The 14,170-nt window shown below is 40.3% G+C and carries 15 protein-coding genes; 6 read left to right on the top strand and 9 right to left on the bottom strand.

Translation table 11 applies throughout. From position 1 onward, the window contains the following. Positions 1-209: 209 nt before the first annotated feature. Positions 210-3,710 carry a chemotaxis protein CheB gene (locus QNI22_RS02060; RefSeq protein WP_314508929.1) on the top strand — a complete coding sequence of 1,167 codons (3,501 nt, stop codon included), beginning with the start codon at positions 210-212 and terminating at the stop codon, positions 3,708-3,710. A gap of 274 nt (positions 3,711-3,984) precedes the next feature. Then, positions 3,985-4,320 carry a hypothetical protein gene (locus tag QNI22_RS02055; protein WP_314508928.1) on the top strand — a complete coding sequence of 112 codons (336 nt, stop codon included), beginning with the start codon at positions 3,985-3,987 and terminating at the stop codon, positions 4,318-4,320. 507 nt (positions 4,321-4,827) lie between these two features. On the opposite strand, the gene QNI22_RS02050 is transcribed toward QNI22_RS02055, so the two are convergent. Beyond that, positions 4,828-5,718 carry a bestrophin family protein gene (locus tag QNI22_RS02050; RefSeq protein ID WP_314508927.1) on the bottom strand — a complete coding sequence of 297 codons (891 nt, stop codon included), beginning with the start codon at positions 5,716-5,718 and terminating at the stop codon, positions 4,828-4,830. A gap of 1,218 nt (positions 5,719-6,936) precedes the next feature. Here QNI22_RS02050 and QNI22_RS02045 point away from each other — a divergent pair. Beyond that, entirely contained in the window at positions 6,937-7,620 is a 684-nt protein-coding gene (locus QNI22_RS02045; RefSeq protein WP_314035720.1) for a porin family protein, read from the top strand. Between the two features lie 266 nt (positions 7,621-7,886). On the opposite strand, the gene QNI22_RS02040 is transcribed toward QNI22_RS02045, so the two are convergent. After that, on the bottom strand, positions 7,887-8,084 hold the full coding sequence (locus QNI22_RS02040) for a peptidoglycan recognition protein family protein (protein WP_314508926.1): 198 nt from the start codon (positions 8,082-8,084) through the stop codon (positions 7,887-7,889). Positions 8,085-8,126: 42 nt separating this feature from the next. On the opposite strand from QNI22_RS02040, the gene QNI22_RS02035 reads away from it, so the two are divergent. Further along, positions 8,127-8,264, top strand: a complete 138-nt coding sequence (locus tag QNI22_RS02035; RefSeq protein ID WP_314508924.1) for a hypothetical protein — start codon at positions 8,127-8,129, stop codon at positions 8,262-8,264. 244 nt (positions 8,265-8,508) lie between these two features. Here the strand turns inward: QNI22_RS02035 and QNI22_RS02030 are convergent, their stop codons facing one another. The 4 genes from QNI22_RS02030 to QNI22_RS02015 all read right to left on the bottom strand — a co-directional run bounded on the left by QNI22_RS02030 (position 8,509) and on the right by QNI22_RS02015 (position 10,166). Beyond that, complete coding sequence (locus tag QNI22_RS02030; RefSeq protein WP_314508923.1) at positions 8,509-8,799, bottom strand: hypothetical protein; 291 nt, start codon at positions 8,797-8,799, stop codon at positions 8,509-8,511. Between the two features lie 78 nt (positions 8,800-8,877). Next, positions 8,878-9,063 (bottom strand): hypothetical protein, encoded by a 186-nt coding sequence (locus tag QNI22_RS02025; RefSeq protein WP_313979795.1) that lies wholly within the window; start codon positions 9,061-9,063, stop codon positions 8,878-8,880. Between the two features lie 269 nt (positions 9,064-9,332). Continuing rightward, complete coding sequence (locus QNI22_RS02020; protein ID WP_314508921.1) at positions 9,333-9,587, bottom strand: hypothetical protein; 255 nt, start codon at positions 9,585-9,587, stop codon at positions 9,333-9,335. Between the two features lie 159 nt (positions 9,588-9,746). Continuing rightward, positions 9,747-10,166 carry a hypothetical protein gene (locus QNI22_RS02015; RefSeq protein WP_314508920.1) on the bottom strand — a complete coding sequence of 140 codons (420 nt, stop codon included), beginning with the start codon at positions 10,164-10,166 and terminating at the stop codon, positions 9,747-9,749. Between the two features lie 362 nt (positions 10,167-10,528). Between QNI22_RS02015 and QNI22_RS02010 the strand changes: the two genes are divergently transcribed. Beyond that, positions 10,529-10,807, top strand: a complete 279-nt coding sequence (locus QNI22_RS02010) for a hypothetical protein (protein ID WP_314508919.1) — start codon at positions 10,529-10,531, stop codon at positions 10,805-10,807. Between the two features lie 27 nt (positions 10,808-10,834). Then, positions 10,835-11,113, top strand: a complete 279-nt coding sequence (locus QNI22_RS02005; protein WP_314508918.1) for a hypothetical protein — start codon at positions 10,835-10,837, stop codon at positions 11,111-11,113. A 21-nt stretch (positions 11,114-11,134) separates the two neighbouring features. On the opposite strand, the gene QNI22_RS02000 is transcribed toward QNI22_RS02005, so the two are convergent. From QNI22_RS02000 to QNI22_RS01990, 3 genes are all read right to left on the bottom strand, one after another. Further along, positions 11,135-11,908 carry a hypothetical protein gene (locus QNI22_RS02000; protein WP_314508917.1) on the bottom strand — a complete coding sequence of 258 codons (774 nt, stop codon included), beginning with the start codon at positions 11,906-11,908 and terminating at the stop codon, positions 11,135-11,137. Between the two features lie 205 nt (positions 11,909-12,113). After that, a complete protein-coding gene (locus QNI22_RS01995; RefSeq protein ID WP_314508916.1) occupies positions 12,114-12,926 on the bottom strand; it encodes a hypothetical protein in 813 nt (270 codons plus the stop codon). Positions 12,927-13,185: 259 nt separating this feature from the next. Next, positions 13,186-14,052 carry a DUF7003 family protein gene (locus QNI22_RS01990; protein ID WP_314508915.1) on the bottom strand — a complete coding sequence of 289 codons (867 nt, stop codon included), beginning with the start codon at positions 14,050-14,052 and terminating at the stop codon, positions 13,186-13,188. Positions 14,053-14,170: the final 118 nt, after the last annotated feature.

The following is a 14,170-nucleotide window of genomic DNA, read 5'->3' as shown; positions in this document are numbered from 1 at the left end:
AAAGTGTAAGTTTGCCGCTTTGCTTGATGAACCTGATCCGTTTTATGTCTTTGTCCATCCTTTGTATGTGCATAATCTTGTAGACTGCTGAATATGAACCTGTGGTCACTTAACTCATAGCCTTATTCCCTTTAACTTGTTTCTATTCTATCCAGCTGATTGTCCTGAAACTCTATTCTTAGTAGTTACATCCTAACGATTAGAATCATATGCCACTCTTTTCTCTGTCAGGTCAGTATATTATTGCCCTGGGCGCTTCTGCCGGTGGCATTGAGGCTATTTTCGACTTTTTTGATCATACCTTACCGGATGAAGTATCCTATATCATCATTCAGCACTTGTCTGCCGATCATCAGAGTCATCTGGCACAGCTATTGGCAGTCCATAGCAAGCTGTCTATCTATGAGGTAACGACTCATATGAAAGTAGAACGGAACAAAATATATGTAATTCCACCCCAACATTACCTGACTATTCGGGGAGGAGAGCTATTTTTGATCAGTAAACAAGGTCATAAATATCCCCATCGAACGATTGATACATTCTTTGAGGCACTTGCCGCTGATCAGGGCAATAAGGCCATCGGTGTGATTCTTTCCGGAATGGGAAATGATGGAAGCAAAGGCGTGATAGCATTAAAAAAAGCAGGGGGTCTCGTGTTGGTGCAAGATCCTGTAACAGCTGCGTATCCGGACATGCCTGCACATGCCTTGGCTACCGGTATAGTAGATAAGGTTCTTGCCACACATGCTATGCCTGAGGCCATTCTGCGCTATATAGAGCAAGACAAGGAAACTAATCCGGTGCAAACAACTAACCAGGATAAAGAACAACTATCATCTATTTTGCCTGAGGTGCAGCCAGTTCATTCTATTGGTGCAAACCCTGACCTGATCATCGAAGACGATAAGACAATGACAGACATTGACTCATCTCTTACAGAGGCTGCCTTATCTACTGATATTGTATCAACCATTACACCCGACAGCTCATTTATACTCGTCAGCGAAGAAAAGCTTATCAACGAAGAAAACACCATTGTAGCCATTCTGGATCTGTTAAAAAATCAGTTGCCGTTTGATTTCTCCGGATACAAACGTGCCACCATCTTCCGTCGTATCCGTAAACGGATGGCTCACCACCATCTTGCTGAGTCTGACGCCTATCTGGCTTTTTTAAAAGTTCATCCTTTGGAACTTCAGGTATTGGCTCAGGAGTTTCTCATCAGTGTTACCTCATTTTTTCGTGATCCGGATGCTTTTGATATTCTCGAAAAAGAAACGATTCCTTCTATACTTACTTATAATCAATCAGATACTACCCACTCACAGAATGAGATCAAAGTATGGGTGGCGGGCTGTGCCACAGGCGAAGAAGCTTACTCTATTGCTATGCTGATTGTGGAGTATCTGGAGCGACATGGTCAGAAGCAGCATGTGAAAATCTTTGCTACGGATCTGGACAAAAACGCGCTGGCTGTAGCTGCCCGTGGAGTATATCCGATCAGTATCGAAAATCAGTTGATTCCTTCGCGACTGGAGCGTTTTTTTGTCAGGGAAGAAGAGTCTTATCGGGTTATACCTCAGCTACGACACATGCTTGTCTTTGCGCATCATGACTTAGGGACTCACCCACCCTATTGTCATATGGATCTGATCAGTTGCCGGAATCTTTTGATTTACATGAATTCTGTGCTTCAACACAAGATTTTCTATCAGTTGCATTTTGGTCTGAAGCTGGGGGGATATTTATTTCTGGGAGCCAGTGAGTCTATTTCTACCCTCAAGCCTTATGTGCAGGAAGTTAGCCGCAAATGGAAAATCTATCAGAAAACGCAGCAGGCTCCGTTGCGCCTGAGTCATTTTTCGCTGCCAGTAATACCGGAAAATCTGCCTGAAAACCTGGCTGTAAGCTCTATACGTGAAAGTGCCTTTCCGAAACCACAATTGGGAGAAGCCGTTGCACAGGTACTGCTGGAAGAATCCGGACAGGCGGCTGTATGTATCAATGAAGCCATGCAGGTAGTACAATCTTTTGGCCCGGTAGAAAAATATTTATTACCCAAAGTTCTTACCTTTCAATTGCCAGAGTTGTTACCAGAGCCATTGGCAATTGCCTTTGGTGCTGGCTTACACCGAATAAACAATATGAGTCAACAACCCCATGCACAAGTGACTCTTACAGGCATTGTTCTGTCCACAGAGCCTTTCAGGTCAGTACGCCTGAAGCTACAACAAATCAAGGATAAGCGAAATATGCAGTCTTTGCTGGTGCTGTTCAGTGAAGAAATGCCACATAGCAACCCCAGTCCGGATAGACAACAGAATAAGGAAGCTGCTTTCAGAGAAAGTACACTACAACCGGATCGTGAAGAACACCCCTCTTCCCAACATGCTGTTGAACAGTTTCATCATTCGCAGCATACCATGGAATATATTGTCCATCTTGAAGAAGAACTCAAAAATGCACGGGAACGCTTGCTGCAGGCGCATGAGAAGCTGGATCTTTCCAGAGAGAATATGCTTTCCTTTAATGAGGAACTCCTGTCTGTCAATGAAGAATTGCAGAGCGCTAACGAAGAACAACAATCTGTCAATGAAGAAATACAAACGATTAATAATGAATATCAGCTTAAGATCCGCGAACTTACCGAACTCAATGATGATCTGAACAATTATTTTCGAAGTAATCAGAATGGACAGTTATTTGTAGATTCAGATCTAAGGCTTAAAAAATTCTCTCCAGCTGCTGTCCAGCACATTAATATGCGGGAGAGTGACATTGGACGACCTCTGGGCCATATTACGACCAACATCCGCTTTGAAACCTTGCTCACTGATATACAAAAGGTTATTGCCAGTGGGCAATCGATTGTCAGGGAAGCAGAGTCTGTTACAGGTAATTATTATCAGGTAATGACCGTTCCATACATTCGCCTTAATGATCAGAAAGTTGACGGAGCCATTATTACATTTTATGATATTTCCCATTTAAAGAAAACACAGGAAGAACTTCAGGTAAGCAATCAGAGTCTGCTGCGCATCAATGCAGAGCTGGACACATTTGTATATGCGGCATCTCATGATCTGCTGGCTCCGCTCGCTAATATTGAGGGGCTTATTCTTTTGTTACAGGACAACAAGACCACTGACAAAGAAAAGCATTCGTTTTATGAGATGATTGAGCAGGCACTGAAACGATTCAGGACTTTGGTAAAAGAACTGGCTTACATTGGCAATATGGAATCGCAGATAGTCCAGCAACAAGATTTGGTTAACTGGGCTGAATTATTCGAAGACATTCGTCTGAGTATTCTTGATCAGCTAAATGCTACTCAGGCTACCATTAAAACTGACTTTCAGGTTGCGGTTATCACAGTATCACGCAAGAGTGTTCGCAGCATCCTCTATAATCTGATTAGCAATGCAGTTAAATATCGTTCTGTAAACCGAAAACCGGAAATTCTCATCCGTACCGAATCACTGCCCGGATTTCAACTCCTGACTGTCCAGGATAATGGAAAAGGAATGGATGCCGAACAGCTACCCCAAATCTTTTCACTTTACCATCGGATTGAGCAGCACATAGAAGGGCAAGGCATTGGTCTGTATTTGGTTAAAAAGCTGATATATGCTGCCGGAGGGAAAATCGAAGTTGAGAGCTCACTTGACAAGGGCACTATTTTCAGACTGTATTTCAAATCGGAGTAAAACGTAAAAATAGTGTTTATCATTGACATAGATAAACATCCTTATGGATTGCTTTTCTTTACACATGAAGCTCACAAATGGCAAACAGAACTGTCATCTATAGATAGATTTAACTGATTTACAATAAATTACAAACACATGGCATCATTTTTTATCCTTTGTATACAGTAAGGTAAAGAGTGAAATAAAATACAGATAGACGGGTTGTTATGATATCCCACAACTACAGATTAGTGAATAAATAAACTGTTACATATATAAACTATCAAACCATATGCATACACGCCATACTCCTACTTTTAGGACAGACAACGAGAAGACACTGATAGTTATTCTGGAAGAAATTGAAAAGCTGGCTCCCTATATGTCAGAGGCTCATACACCCGTTGCGCTGCAATCGCTTATCGGATCGGCTTGTGATACAATTAATGGATTTGCACTGGAACCCGAAGAATCGTTAACTTGTTTGGCGCGTAAACGATTGCTTACAGCACTGGAAGGTGCCCAAGCTTTAATGGTTGATGCCTGCCAGCAAAGACAAGTCGACGATATGACCAGAATCAGTTCGGAAGCCTATTTATCTATTGATATGTACCGAAGAACTATGTAAAATATAAAACGAAAAAGAAATGGTATAAAGACAAATAGAAAAGCCTGTCAATTGTCTGACAGGCTTTTCTATTTGTCCACCCACAAAATATAAATCTCTGAATATCAACAAATAGCACACCTGCTACTTAAGGCTATTTTCTTATTTATCGCTTCCAGGCTTGTTTAAAGTACCGTTCAGCACCAAACGAATTGCTCTACTCAATAGTATGTTCGGGAGCTGCTTAAGCCAGGTGGGTACAACAAAGCTTGTACATCCTTGGATTATCAAACTAGTCATGCTGATGCCAGAAGCATAGCCTGGCACTTCCCAGAAAATGTCAGCTAGGCTGCAATGACTGACCCCTGCTTACTGTATAGAGTAGCCTGCATACTCTGCTGAGTCGTTCCGGAATAACCAGCTCTTTTACAATAGATACCGGATATACTGCTATCATAGCTTGTAATACCTATTCACAGAAGTGTTTTTACTATGTCTGCTTGTTAAGTTGGCCAGCATCGTATACTCTTACAATATATAATAGCTGCTATCCACAGGAGATTGTTTTTGAATCATAACCGAACTAGTCATCTCGCTTAAATTGATCTCAATGGTTTGAGCGATGGTTGTAACCGGGGTATCTGTTGGGCGATTCTCAAAGGGGTCCTGCATAAGGACGGATGTCTGTTCAATCATAATAAAAAGGAGTGGAATCAATATGGATAATATAATTTCTGGTATATCGCCAACCTCTTCCAGACCAAAAGGAAAAACGGTTAAAAACACATAAATGATAAAACGGATTAGCACACTGTACGATTTTGGAAAAACTGTGCTTTTAATGCGCTCGCATTTTCCCATTGCATCGGTTAATCTCACCAACGTTGAATCAAGCTGTACCTGTTTGTTGGGGTCCAGATTGTACTGACTGCTTACATATTGCCATTGTTCGGAGTGCTTATCCAGCAACAGATTGGGAATGTTGTTGCTTTGCAATTCATGTTTGTTCAGATAAGTAGTTACTTTTTGTGAAAACGGAAGCTTTCTGAGAGATTCTCCCAGGGCAAACGCCCAGATAATCTGTCGCTCGGCAAAGTCGATCATATGGGTTTTAGCCATCGGATCTGCTGGTAAGAACTGCTTTACCTGACGGATGAGAGTACGGCTCTCATTCACAATCCCTCCCCAGATAATTCTGGCCTCCCACCAGCGTTCATACGACTGCGATATTCTGAATGCCAGCAACAAAGATATCAATGTACCAATTATGGCGGCTACGGGAAGGGGGATTGAAATAGAGTGAAGGTATTTGTGATGGCGAACAACCATAGCAATACCACTATAAAGTACAATAATGAGTGCATCATATTTAATGAGGTTAATAAAATATGACAGCGAGATTGGTTTGTTCAACAACATAAGGATTTTCCAGGTATGGCTCTTAAAGATGGGATCAAAAAATACATCAGGTAAGCTTTATACGATAAATACCTTCATAAAGATAGGATATCGCCAAAAATCCCGCTAAAAAAAGTGAATACCAGATTTCCATACTTTACGACAAGCTTTTAATTAGTCTTGTTGTTAGTTTTTCCCAGGTTTATCTGAGATAGTATTCCTACTCAAATAATCATACTGTTATATGTGGCATGTCTGATTGTTGAAGTTAGAAGTTAAGCAGACAAAGTATATGATATAACTGCAAAAATTTTCTCAACAAAAAAACATGTAGCATAAAGTCTCTGATGAGAAATTAATTCCGGACTAAAAATCTACATATTATTTTACCTGTTCTCTGTAAAAACTGTACCTCAACATATATAAACAACTATCACTTGTACCAAAGAAGTGTATTATAGGTATTTGCCACACCCTACGCAAGTATGTATTTTTGTCGATTGTGGTCATCTGAGCATAAAACGCAATATACTCTTTGAGAGAAAGTGTATAAAGAAGACTTTCTGCACAAAACACCTATTTATCAGTTTAAGTATTTACCACATAGAATACTGATTCTCAATTACCAGATGATTTGGTGGCACTGTTTTATCACATATATATTGTACCGTTTGTTGTAAAAGCTAACTGACAAACTGTAGTTGATTCTCTTTGTTAGCATAGTATGTCTTTACTAGTACTTCTGCCACTATGGGTTCTCTACGTGGACTCTATAAAATCAGAAGAGTATGTGAGATAAAAATGAGATAAGATAAAAGTAATGTCCATAGAAAATCCCAAGAAAGAGTTATTGCGATGCTGATAACTTTTTTTACTTTCTTTTCTAATACCAATGTTTGGAAGAAATAGTATGCATACTGGCATACTCCCAACACTACACCCTCTCACTTATGTAGCAATTCACAAATTTTGTACTCACTGACTCATTCGATTTGCTTTCCTGAGATCTCAGTATGAAAATAAAGTTCCTGCTTTCTGCAGATGTGTTTTCAACAGAAGGAATAGGATATAGATATGGACGTAAACTTTATCAGCATGGCCTACTGTGGTACAGGTAAAGCGAAAACAGATTGCCCAGGTATGTAAAACGAAACATACCTATATGCTGTAGGATCTGACTGATATACAATCAATCGCTACAACAACTAAGTTTACTTATACTAACTAATCACAACCAGCATGAAAAATCTTTTTGCAATCAAACAACAGGCGTTTAAGCATCTAACTTTCAGTTTGCTTGCCTTGTTAAGTGTGAGTACCTATTCCTATGCACAAGAAGCAGATGGAGTAAAATTTGGGATCAAGGGGGGACTTAACCTTTCCAACTTTTATAAAACAGAAGTCGGAGACGAAAAGATTAAACCCGGATTCAATGCAGGCGTATTTCTAAAGGCACCCATTGCAGGAGAAGTTTTATCCATACAGCCTGAGGTTTTATATACACTGGTGGGCTCTGAAACCGAGTATAGCAATTTTTTACAGGGCAGTGGTAAGTACCGTTTCAACCTGGGATATATTCAGGTACCTATTCTGTTGATGGTAAATCTGGGCCCTCTCAACATTCACGCCGGTCCGTACGCGGCCTTTCTGACGAATGTGAATATAAAAGATGTAGACGATGATGGATCGATAGATGGAGTAACCGAATTGAATAAAGACAAATTCAATAGCATTGATTATGGTCTGGCTGGAGGTCTCGGTTTTGATCTGAAGGGAGCTACACTGGGATTCCGTTATAACTATGGTTTACGTGAGGTAGGAAAAGATGGAGGGATCAGCCTGAATGGTTCTACCAACGCCAGTCGGTTGCTAAGAGACTCTAAAAACAGCGTCTTCCAGATTTATGTAGGATTCGGTTTTTAACACACAACATATCAGCCAGGTTTCAACGCATCTGTTTATACTCATGATACATGAGCCATCCTGAATGATACTGTGGGTCTTTTAACCAGCGACTATACTTTTGAAAAGGGTATAGTCGCTGGTTAATTTTTGACAAATCTTGCTACCTATGTTTGTTTATTGTTCTGATACATTTTCTTCCACCGACTTCTTCAGTTATGTTTGTACAAAAGAAAAGTAGGTCACCAAGCTACTTGTATCTTACTTTTCTCTCAAAGTCCTCATGTTTATCGCTTCCAGGCCTGCTTAAAATACCGTTCATAGCCAAACGGATCGCGCCACTCGATGTTGTGTTCGGGAATACCTAGCTGCTTAAGCCATGTTGGGGCGAAGAAAGACGGACAGCCTTTGTTATCAAACTGGTTATGTCCGGCAATCTTGATATTGGGTGCATAACCTAACACCTCCCCTATTATATCGAGCATGGTCGAGATCTGTTGAGGCGTCCGACTATCCAATGGTGCTTTATGGGAAGAGTCCAGGCCACCTACATAGCACAAATGTCTGGAAATGGAGTTGATACCTGCTACCCCATTGGTAATCTCGAAGGAGTCAATGATCTGGTCGTTGTTGTGTTTGACGAACTGGTGACGGGAGCCATCTAACAGGATCAGATCGGAGTAGCCTACTTGCTTCCAGCCGTTGCCGTAGGGTTTGGGTTTGGTGTGCCATTTTTTGACGTCTTCGGCAGATACCCAGCGTCCGGCGAGTGTAGCGGTGCAGTGAATGATTAAGTATTGAAATTTCATGGTTGGGTGATTTAGCTGGTGAAGGAATGTTGGAGGAAAAGGATCATTCTGATCGTTGAGCAACCAGAATGATCGTTTGAGTGATTCATCATTTGAGTGATTACACGTCCATCAGATCTTCCACTGTTTCCATCAGGTCAATGATTTCGTCCTGTAGTTCAGATACTTCCATATGTAAATCCTGGTTTTCACCTTCCAGCTCCTCGTTTTGTTCTTTGAGCATTTCCAGCTGTAGCTGGGTATCTTCAAGCAATAATTGCAGGCGCTGGATTTCGTTTTCAAGCAGCTTTTTCTCAAAGGCTAACTGTTCGTTGGCAAGGGTCAAACAGATGTTGTCAACAGCTAGATTTGATTCACAAATTGGTTGAACGGCAGTAGTTGCAATAGTCATTTTGGTATAGTTTGATAAAGGTTTACTGATAAGTAAGAAGGGTAAGAATCAGAGGACGGTTATTCGCCTTCTGAAGTATTATTTAGGATCTCGCATCGAGAAGAATCCAACGGTAGAGATAAAAGCCAGTAACGATACAAACGATTGGGTATCGATCCGGTTGATCATCCAGAGCAGGTATCCTGAAAAAGTAAAGAGCCCAAGGGTAGAAGTTTTCCAGTTGTTTAGCACAAACTGGATATAGTCGTATATCGATTTTGCCATGTGGTTTTAAGATTAAGTAATACTACTATCCTCCTGAAAGGAACACCTCCTCTGATTGTTCTTTTGGAAGAATCACTCTTTCGTTCCTGTCCTTCTGAAAGAATCTTGTGACAAATAGAGTGGCGTTTGTGTTATGAGAAAGAAAATAATCTCCAGTCGGAAAGGTCGCCGGTCTTGTCACAAAATTCTTTCAGAAGGACAAAAAAGGAGGGTCTTTTTGAGAAAAAAAGAGAAACAATCCCTTACACAGTGATTGCTCCTACAATAATTCACGGCCCTTTACAGGTATCTCTCACACAAAATACAGGCGCATACGTAAACTGACGTACATGTTTGATCTTCTCCACATCCAGCATCTGTACCGGATGACTGGCAACCTGTTTAGCTACAATCTGCTCAATCTGGCTGTAGTCAATCACTTCACACTCGTATACTTCCGGTGGATTGAAATGATGCTCTACCAACAAGCCACCAGCCAAACCCACCACAAAACATAAAGCCGAAATCAAAATCAGTACTTTCATACATCGAAATAGATAAAGGGTGAAACAAACCAGAAGCAGCTAGACACACAGAACGGTTACAAAAGAAGCAGTTGGTCAATGACCGAACTGCTTCCCCAAACCACCAACCTATTCTCTATACGGCTATTATCTACGCTGCCTCTGCGTATAATCTTACGCTTAGCCTGCTGGCAAAGCTGCTTTACGAACGGTAACGTCGTTCATGGAACCATCAATCACAGACAAACGCTGTTCGATCTCTCCTAACTCGGATTCATACAAAATCACAGCCGTAGTACCAAACTGTGCCTTCCGTTGCTGTAAGGTGAACAACCGATAGTCGGCACGTACCTTACGGTTTTCCATCTCGGTTTTGGTGGCGCTTTCAGGAAGGGCTGCGATAATCGAAATCAACGATTCTACCTCTGCTTCAGCAGCAGCCAGATCTGCGTCGATGGTAGAGGCTCTGTCGGCTGCATTATCTTTACTACGTGTCAGTGAGATCTGACGGAATTCCAGATTGCCTTTGATGTCTGACAGCTCGTTAAGGACTTTGTCACAATCGGCTCGTGAGGTTAATAGGGCTACACTTAGTGCCATAGTTTTAAAAAGGGTTAGATGAAAAAAATGGTTAAAAAATAGATGAAAAAGTATCCGGATACAGAAGAATGGACAGGGTAAAAAGTTGCGGTTGCGTTGTCTTTTTCTGACCGGATTGATGATACAAAGATCGGGATTTGGACAATATGAAACTGACCATAGTTCGGATCATCCGATCTATGGTCATGCCTGATTATCATCCACATACAAATCTGTTACCCTAAGCCAGCCAGTATTGGTAACAAATTGGTTTGTATTCAGAAAAAGATAGCAGAAAAATCTCTTTGCGGATAGAGTTGTCTTTGTCTACTTTGTAGCTACTACTACATGATTTTACCTCTCTTGACCAACAATTCAACTCTATGGGATACGATATCTTTTTAATGCCTAAAACGCGTGATGAAGAAAAGGAATACAGGATTACTCTGTGTGAAGAAAAGAATACGGATCTAAGTGAAACATTTACCTTTTTTCATTCGGGAGAGGTTGGAGAAAATGGATTGAAACAGGTAGAAGCTATTCTTGCTATAGACCTGTCAGCCTTTAAGAGATCTCCAGCTAATTATATGCTCGATACAGGCGAACTGGAATATAGTCTCTATCTGGCTGAAGAAGAAAATGATACCGTCAAAATTGCTTAAGTCAAAGTTCAGATAGAACAAGCAAAAGTGGACTGGGATAAGAACTATGACACAGATCATAGAGGTTGGACACTTTTGACAGAAATGCGTCAGGTAGTACAGACGTTGATACAAAAAATGGAAGAGCAACCCGATTTTGGTAAACACATCAAAGATGCAGAAGGTTGGGGAGATTACTTTTCGGTTAAGCCCTCACAACGAAAATATGGAGAACAACGCCTGATCAATGATTTACATAGTCTGCTGGCCAATATGAATTGCATGGAAGCTGAGGGGGTTGAATATGTGGGTTTTGTGGGAATGTAATAGAATCTCGTAATTAAAATACTATTCCACATTCCCGATATATTTCCCAACCTTTACCGACAATTGGCTAGCTTCATCGCTGTCTATTTCTTTTTGTTCAGGATTTAACCAGCAAGTGGTTGAAATATATAATCCATCATGCACAGATTCCGAGTAGGCATCTTTATAAAGGTCTTTTATCTTCTGTAAAGTAATCTCTCCCAGAAAATTGGTTCGTATATAGAAGTTAGTAAAAGCATAACTTTCCCGACCATCTTTTAGCATACCAGGATTTTCTAATGAGTATTCGGTAGTAATAGCAGCATAATCTGGTGAACTGAGTTCAATTATCTCTTTAAAGCGTTCGTATATAGCTAAACCCTCTTTTCTTTTTTCGGATGGAGCAAGCCTTCCCGGATCAAAAATCAAATCTTCTGACCAGATCGCTACTGGATGACTATAGTGAGGTATGCTCTGCTCAGATACACTCAGGCAGGTAATTAAATCATGACTTTTCTGTTTGAAGGAGTGTCTTTTGGCTTCAGTTAGTAGCAGCTGAATAAGCAGTACATCCGGACTATTCAGATATGTTTCAAATGTAGTATAATCCTGTATGGCTATCGTAGTCAAAACCTGATCATGGATACCTGCAAAAAGCTGATCCCGAATACCTGGGGCGAGGTGGGCTTCACCTATTCCTCCAAAATTAGCACCCAGTTGTATTACGGTTGAGACCAATCGGCGAAAGGCTTCTGTATGAGAAAGATTAGAGTAGTAAAAGTTTTGTTCGAGATAAGGACCTGTAGGCTTTTTCATCGTATATACGTATATCTTGTCTGCCATTACTTTTCACAAAGAGCAATCCTGTTGGGTATCTTTTGGCAGATACTGGAAATGGTATTTCTCTGATAAAAAAGATTTACAGTTTGTTAATACAAATTTGGAATTGCTTCTTCTGATCTTGTTTTTAGCTCAAACGTGTTTCTTCAGTCTGCATCATGACCAAGTTATGTATACACTATCACTTCCGCATGCCTGTCTCTATGCCTATGAACTCAAAATAACGATCTTTGAGTTGGTAAAGTAGATTCTTCTTTGTCACTTGACCCTTGTCGTTTACCAAAGGAATATAGATTATTTTCTGTCTGTGGTCGTAGTTAATTAATTCCAGGGGACGTTCAGGTCGATCCACTACACTGAAAAAGTCAAAATCGACATCTATCTTATTGAGCTTTTGTGTTTTCGTCTTGAAAACCTTCATAGTATCCACCAACTGATTACCTTCAATGCTGAAAGCGGTAATGGATTGCCTGGCATCTTTCGTTGAATACGTGGCATTCGTAATGGCAAAATAACAGGGTTTGTTGTGAATGCTGACTGTAAAAACTTTTGAGCAAGATGTACCTCCATCACCTTCTTCATAGTGTGGTATTTTTGTAAATACTTTGCCGTTTGCTTTCCACTGATAGATTTCTCTAAACACATGCATAGTTCCACCTGTCCAGGTGTCCCAGCTGTATATCCTGAAATTTCCATCTTCAGAAGTTCTTATGTCACAGGAATGATTATCACTGAGTTTGGTAAATGGATAACTGAGTGTTGCCGGATTGTTTTTTATAAAGCTTGTAAACTCTTTTTCAAACACATGGGTATAAAACTGAATGCTGTCGTAGTCTGTTTGGATAAAAGAACTCAGCTTTGAATATAGTTTTACAAAGTGGCTCTCTTGTTTCACAATGTCCTTGCTCTGAGCCAGAGTGTCTTCACAAATCAGTAGTGTAAAAACCAGAAAGAAACAACTATGCAAAAATGGTTTTGAAAATAGTCTCAACATAATTCTATATCTTTTCTAAAAAGAAGGCATTTCCCCGTTTTATAACTTTGAACTTTGTATCTGCTCTACTTATTTTTAGCTTTTTTTGATTTGTTGAAAAAACAACTCCTTCCAGTGGCTCACTTGGAATTAATAATATAGCAAGCAAGTATATTAGATCAATTCTTATGACAAAGTTTATACTTTTTAATGTCTCATCAATGCACATCAGCCGATTTACTGCTAGGCCTATCGTACTCACTGTTATTTTTCAGTGTTTTTACAAACTTCCAGAATCTGGCCAGTGTATCCAATGTGTATTGGGCTGTAATGTCGGCTTGTAGTGTGTGAGATCATTAGTGACAATTACTTTTGCAATCAATTGCCAGGTTTCATACGAACCAGGTCTGTTAGTTTCCCATTCTTCCCTATCCAATTCACTTGCCTGTATTTCGTGCATTCTACGTGCCTGAGCAAAAGTTTCAAAAGTTATTCCAGGCAGACCCGTCAGATTTTTGTTGAACTCATAGGTTTGGCGTAGATGTTCGTCAGACAGTGTTGGGGACAGGTTTAGGAAGAAATCTTTGTGAAACCACTCATTAAGCACCAGTATCTTTTTCAGATCTGCTGGAATGCACTTATAAAGTTCATTGTCAGTAGCACGAAACAAATCACGATTTGTTAACAACACAAGTCTGGCTGCCTCTTCTACACGAATTGTATCAGGTTCGTATTCCTTCAATTCAATACCGGCATCTGCATACGCTTGTTTTGTATGGGTTAATGGCACCTGGTGTCCACGAACCAGCCAAAATTTCGCATCCGGTTTCAAGGCTTCACCGTCAGTTATCTCCTCAAAGTTATCCATGTCTATTGGATAAATACCATAATCATTTAGGGGTATATTATTATAACTTCCAAGGTTTATCAGGCAGTTGCCATAGTAGTAAATCTCCAGAATAATGGCTTCTCCTCGGGGGTTATACCCAAGCTTTTCAACAGCAATAGCCCAACGATCATTATCTCCCCGAAACACATTCAGCCGTGTATCCAGCAAAAAAGAATAAGGATGTCCGAGTTGAACAAAAGAACCATAATATTCAATGCTGCTATTATCAAGTTTATCCAGAATTTCCTGTTCTGTCATTGTCTTTGTAAGTGCTTTTATAAAAGTTGTACTTCGTAAATATATGAACCTTTTCGACTAACTATTTTCTCACTATGCATCAAGAATGTTCTTTGCTCCCTTCTTCACCCGCTATTAA

The sequence above is a fragment of the Xanthocytophaga agilis genome, assembly GCF_030068605.1.
Taxonomy (GTDB): Bacteria; Bacteroidota; Bacteroidia; order Cytophagales; family 172606-1; genus Xanthocytophaga; species Xanthocytophaga agilis.
This window is presented reverse-complemented; position numbering and strand designations above follow the sequence as displayed.

Excerpts from the sequence above, each read along its gene's own strand:
- QNI22_RS02060 (WP_314508929.1), top strand. The coding sequence starts at position 210 with ATGCCACTCTTTTCTCTGTCAGGTCAGTATATTATTGCCCTGGGCGCT.
- QNI22_RS02055 (WP_314508928.1), top strand. The coding sequence starts at position 3,985 with ATGCATACACGCCATACTCCTACTTTTAGGACAGACAACGAGAAGACA.
- QNI22_RS02050 (WP_314508927.1), bottom strand. The coding sequence starts at position 5,718 with ATGTTGTTGAACAAACCAATCTCGCTGTCATATTTTATTAACCTCATT.
- QNI22_RS02045 (WP_314035720.1), top strand. The coding sequence starts at position 6,937 with ATGAAAAATCTTTTTGCAATCAAACAACAGGCGTTTAAGCATCTAACT.
- QNI22_RS02040 (WP_314508926.1), bottom strand. The coding sequence starts at position 8,084 with ATGCTCGATATAATAGGGGAGGTGTTAGGTTATGCACCCAATATCAAG.
- QNI22_RS02035 (WP_314508924.1), top strand. The coding sequence starts at position 8,127 with ATGGGAAGAGTCCAGGCCACCTACATAGCACAAATGTCTGGAAATGGA.
- QNI22_RS02030 (WP_314508923.1), bottom strand. The coding sequence starts at position 8,799 with ATGACTATTGCAACTACTGCCGTTCAACCAATTTGTGAATCAAATCTA.
- QNI22_RS02025 (WP_313979795.1), bottom strand. The coding sequence starts at position 9,063 with ATGGCAAAATCGATATACGACTATATCCAGTTTGTGCTAAACAACTGG.
- QNI22_RS02020 (WP_314508921.1), bottom strand. The coding sequence starts at position 9,587 with ATGAAAGTACTGATTTTGATTTCGGCTTTATGTTTTGTGGTGGGTTTG.
- QNI22_RS02015 (WP_314508920.1), bottom strand. The coding sequence starts at position 10,166 with ATGGCACTAAGTGTAGCCCTATTAACCTCACGAGCCGATTGTGACAAA.
- QNI22_RS02010 (WP_314508919.1), top strand. The coding sequence starts at position 10,529 with ATGGGATACGATATCTTTTTAATGCCTAAAACGCGTGATGAAGAAAAG.
- QNI22_RS02000 (WP_314508917.1), bottom strand. The coding sequence starts at position 11,908 with ATGAAAAAGCCTACAGGTCCTTATCTCGAACAAAACTTTTACTACTCT.
- QNI22_RS01995 (WP_314508916.1), bottom strand. The coding sequence starts at position 12,926 with ATGTTGAGACTATTTTCAAAACCATTTTTGCATAGTTGTTTCTTTCTG.
- QNI22_RS01990 (WP_314508915.1), bottom strand. The coding sequence starts at position 14,052 with ATGACAGAACAGGAAATTCTGGATAAACTTGATAATAGCAGCATTGAA.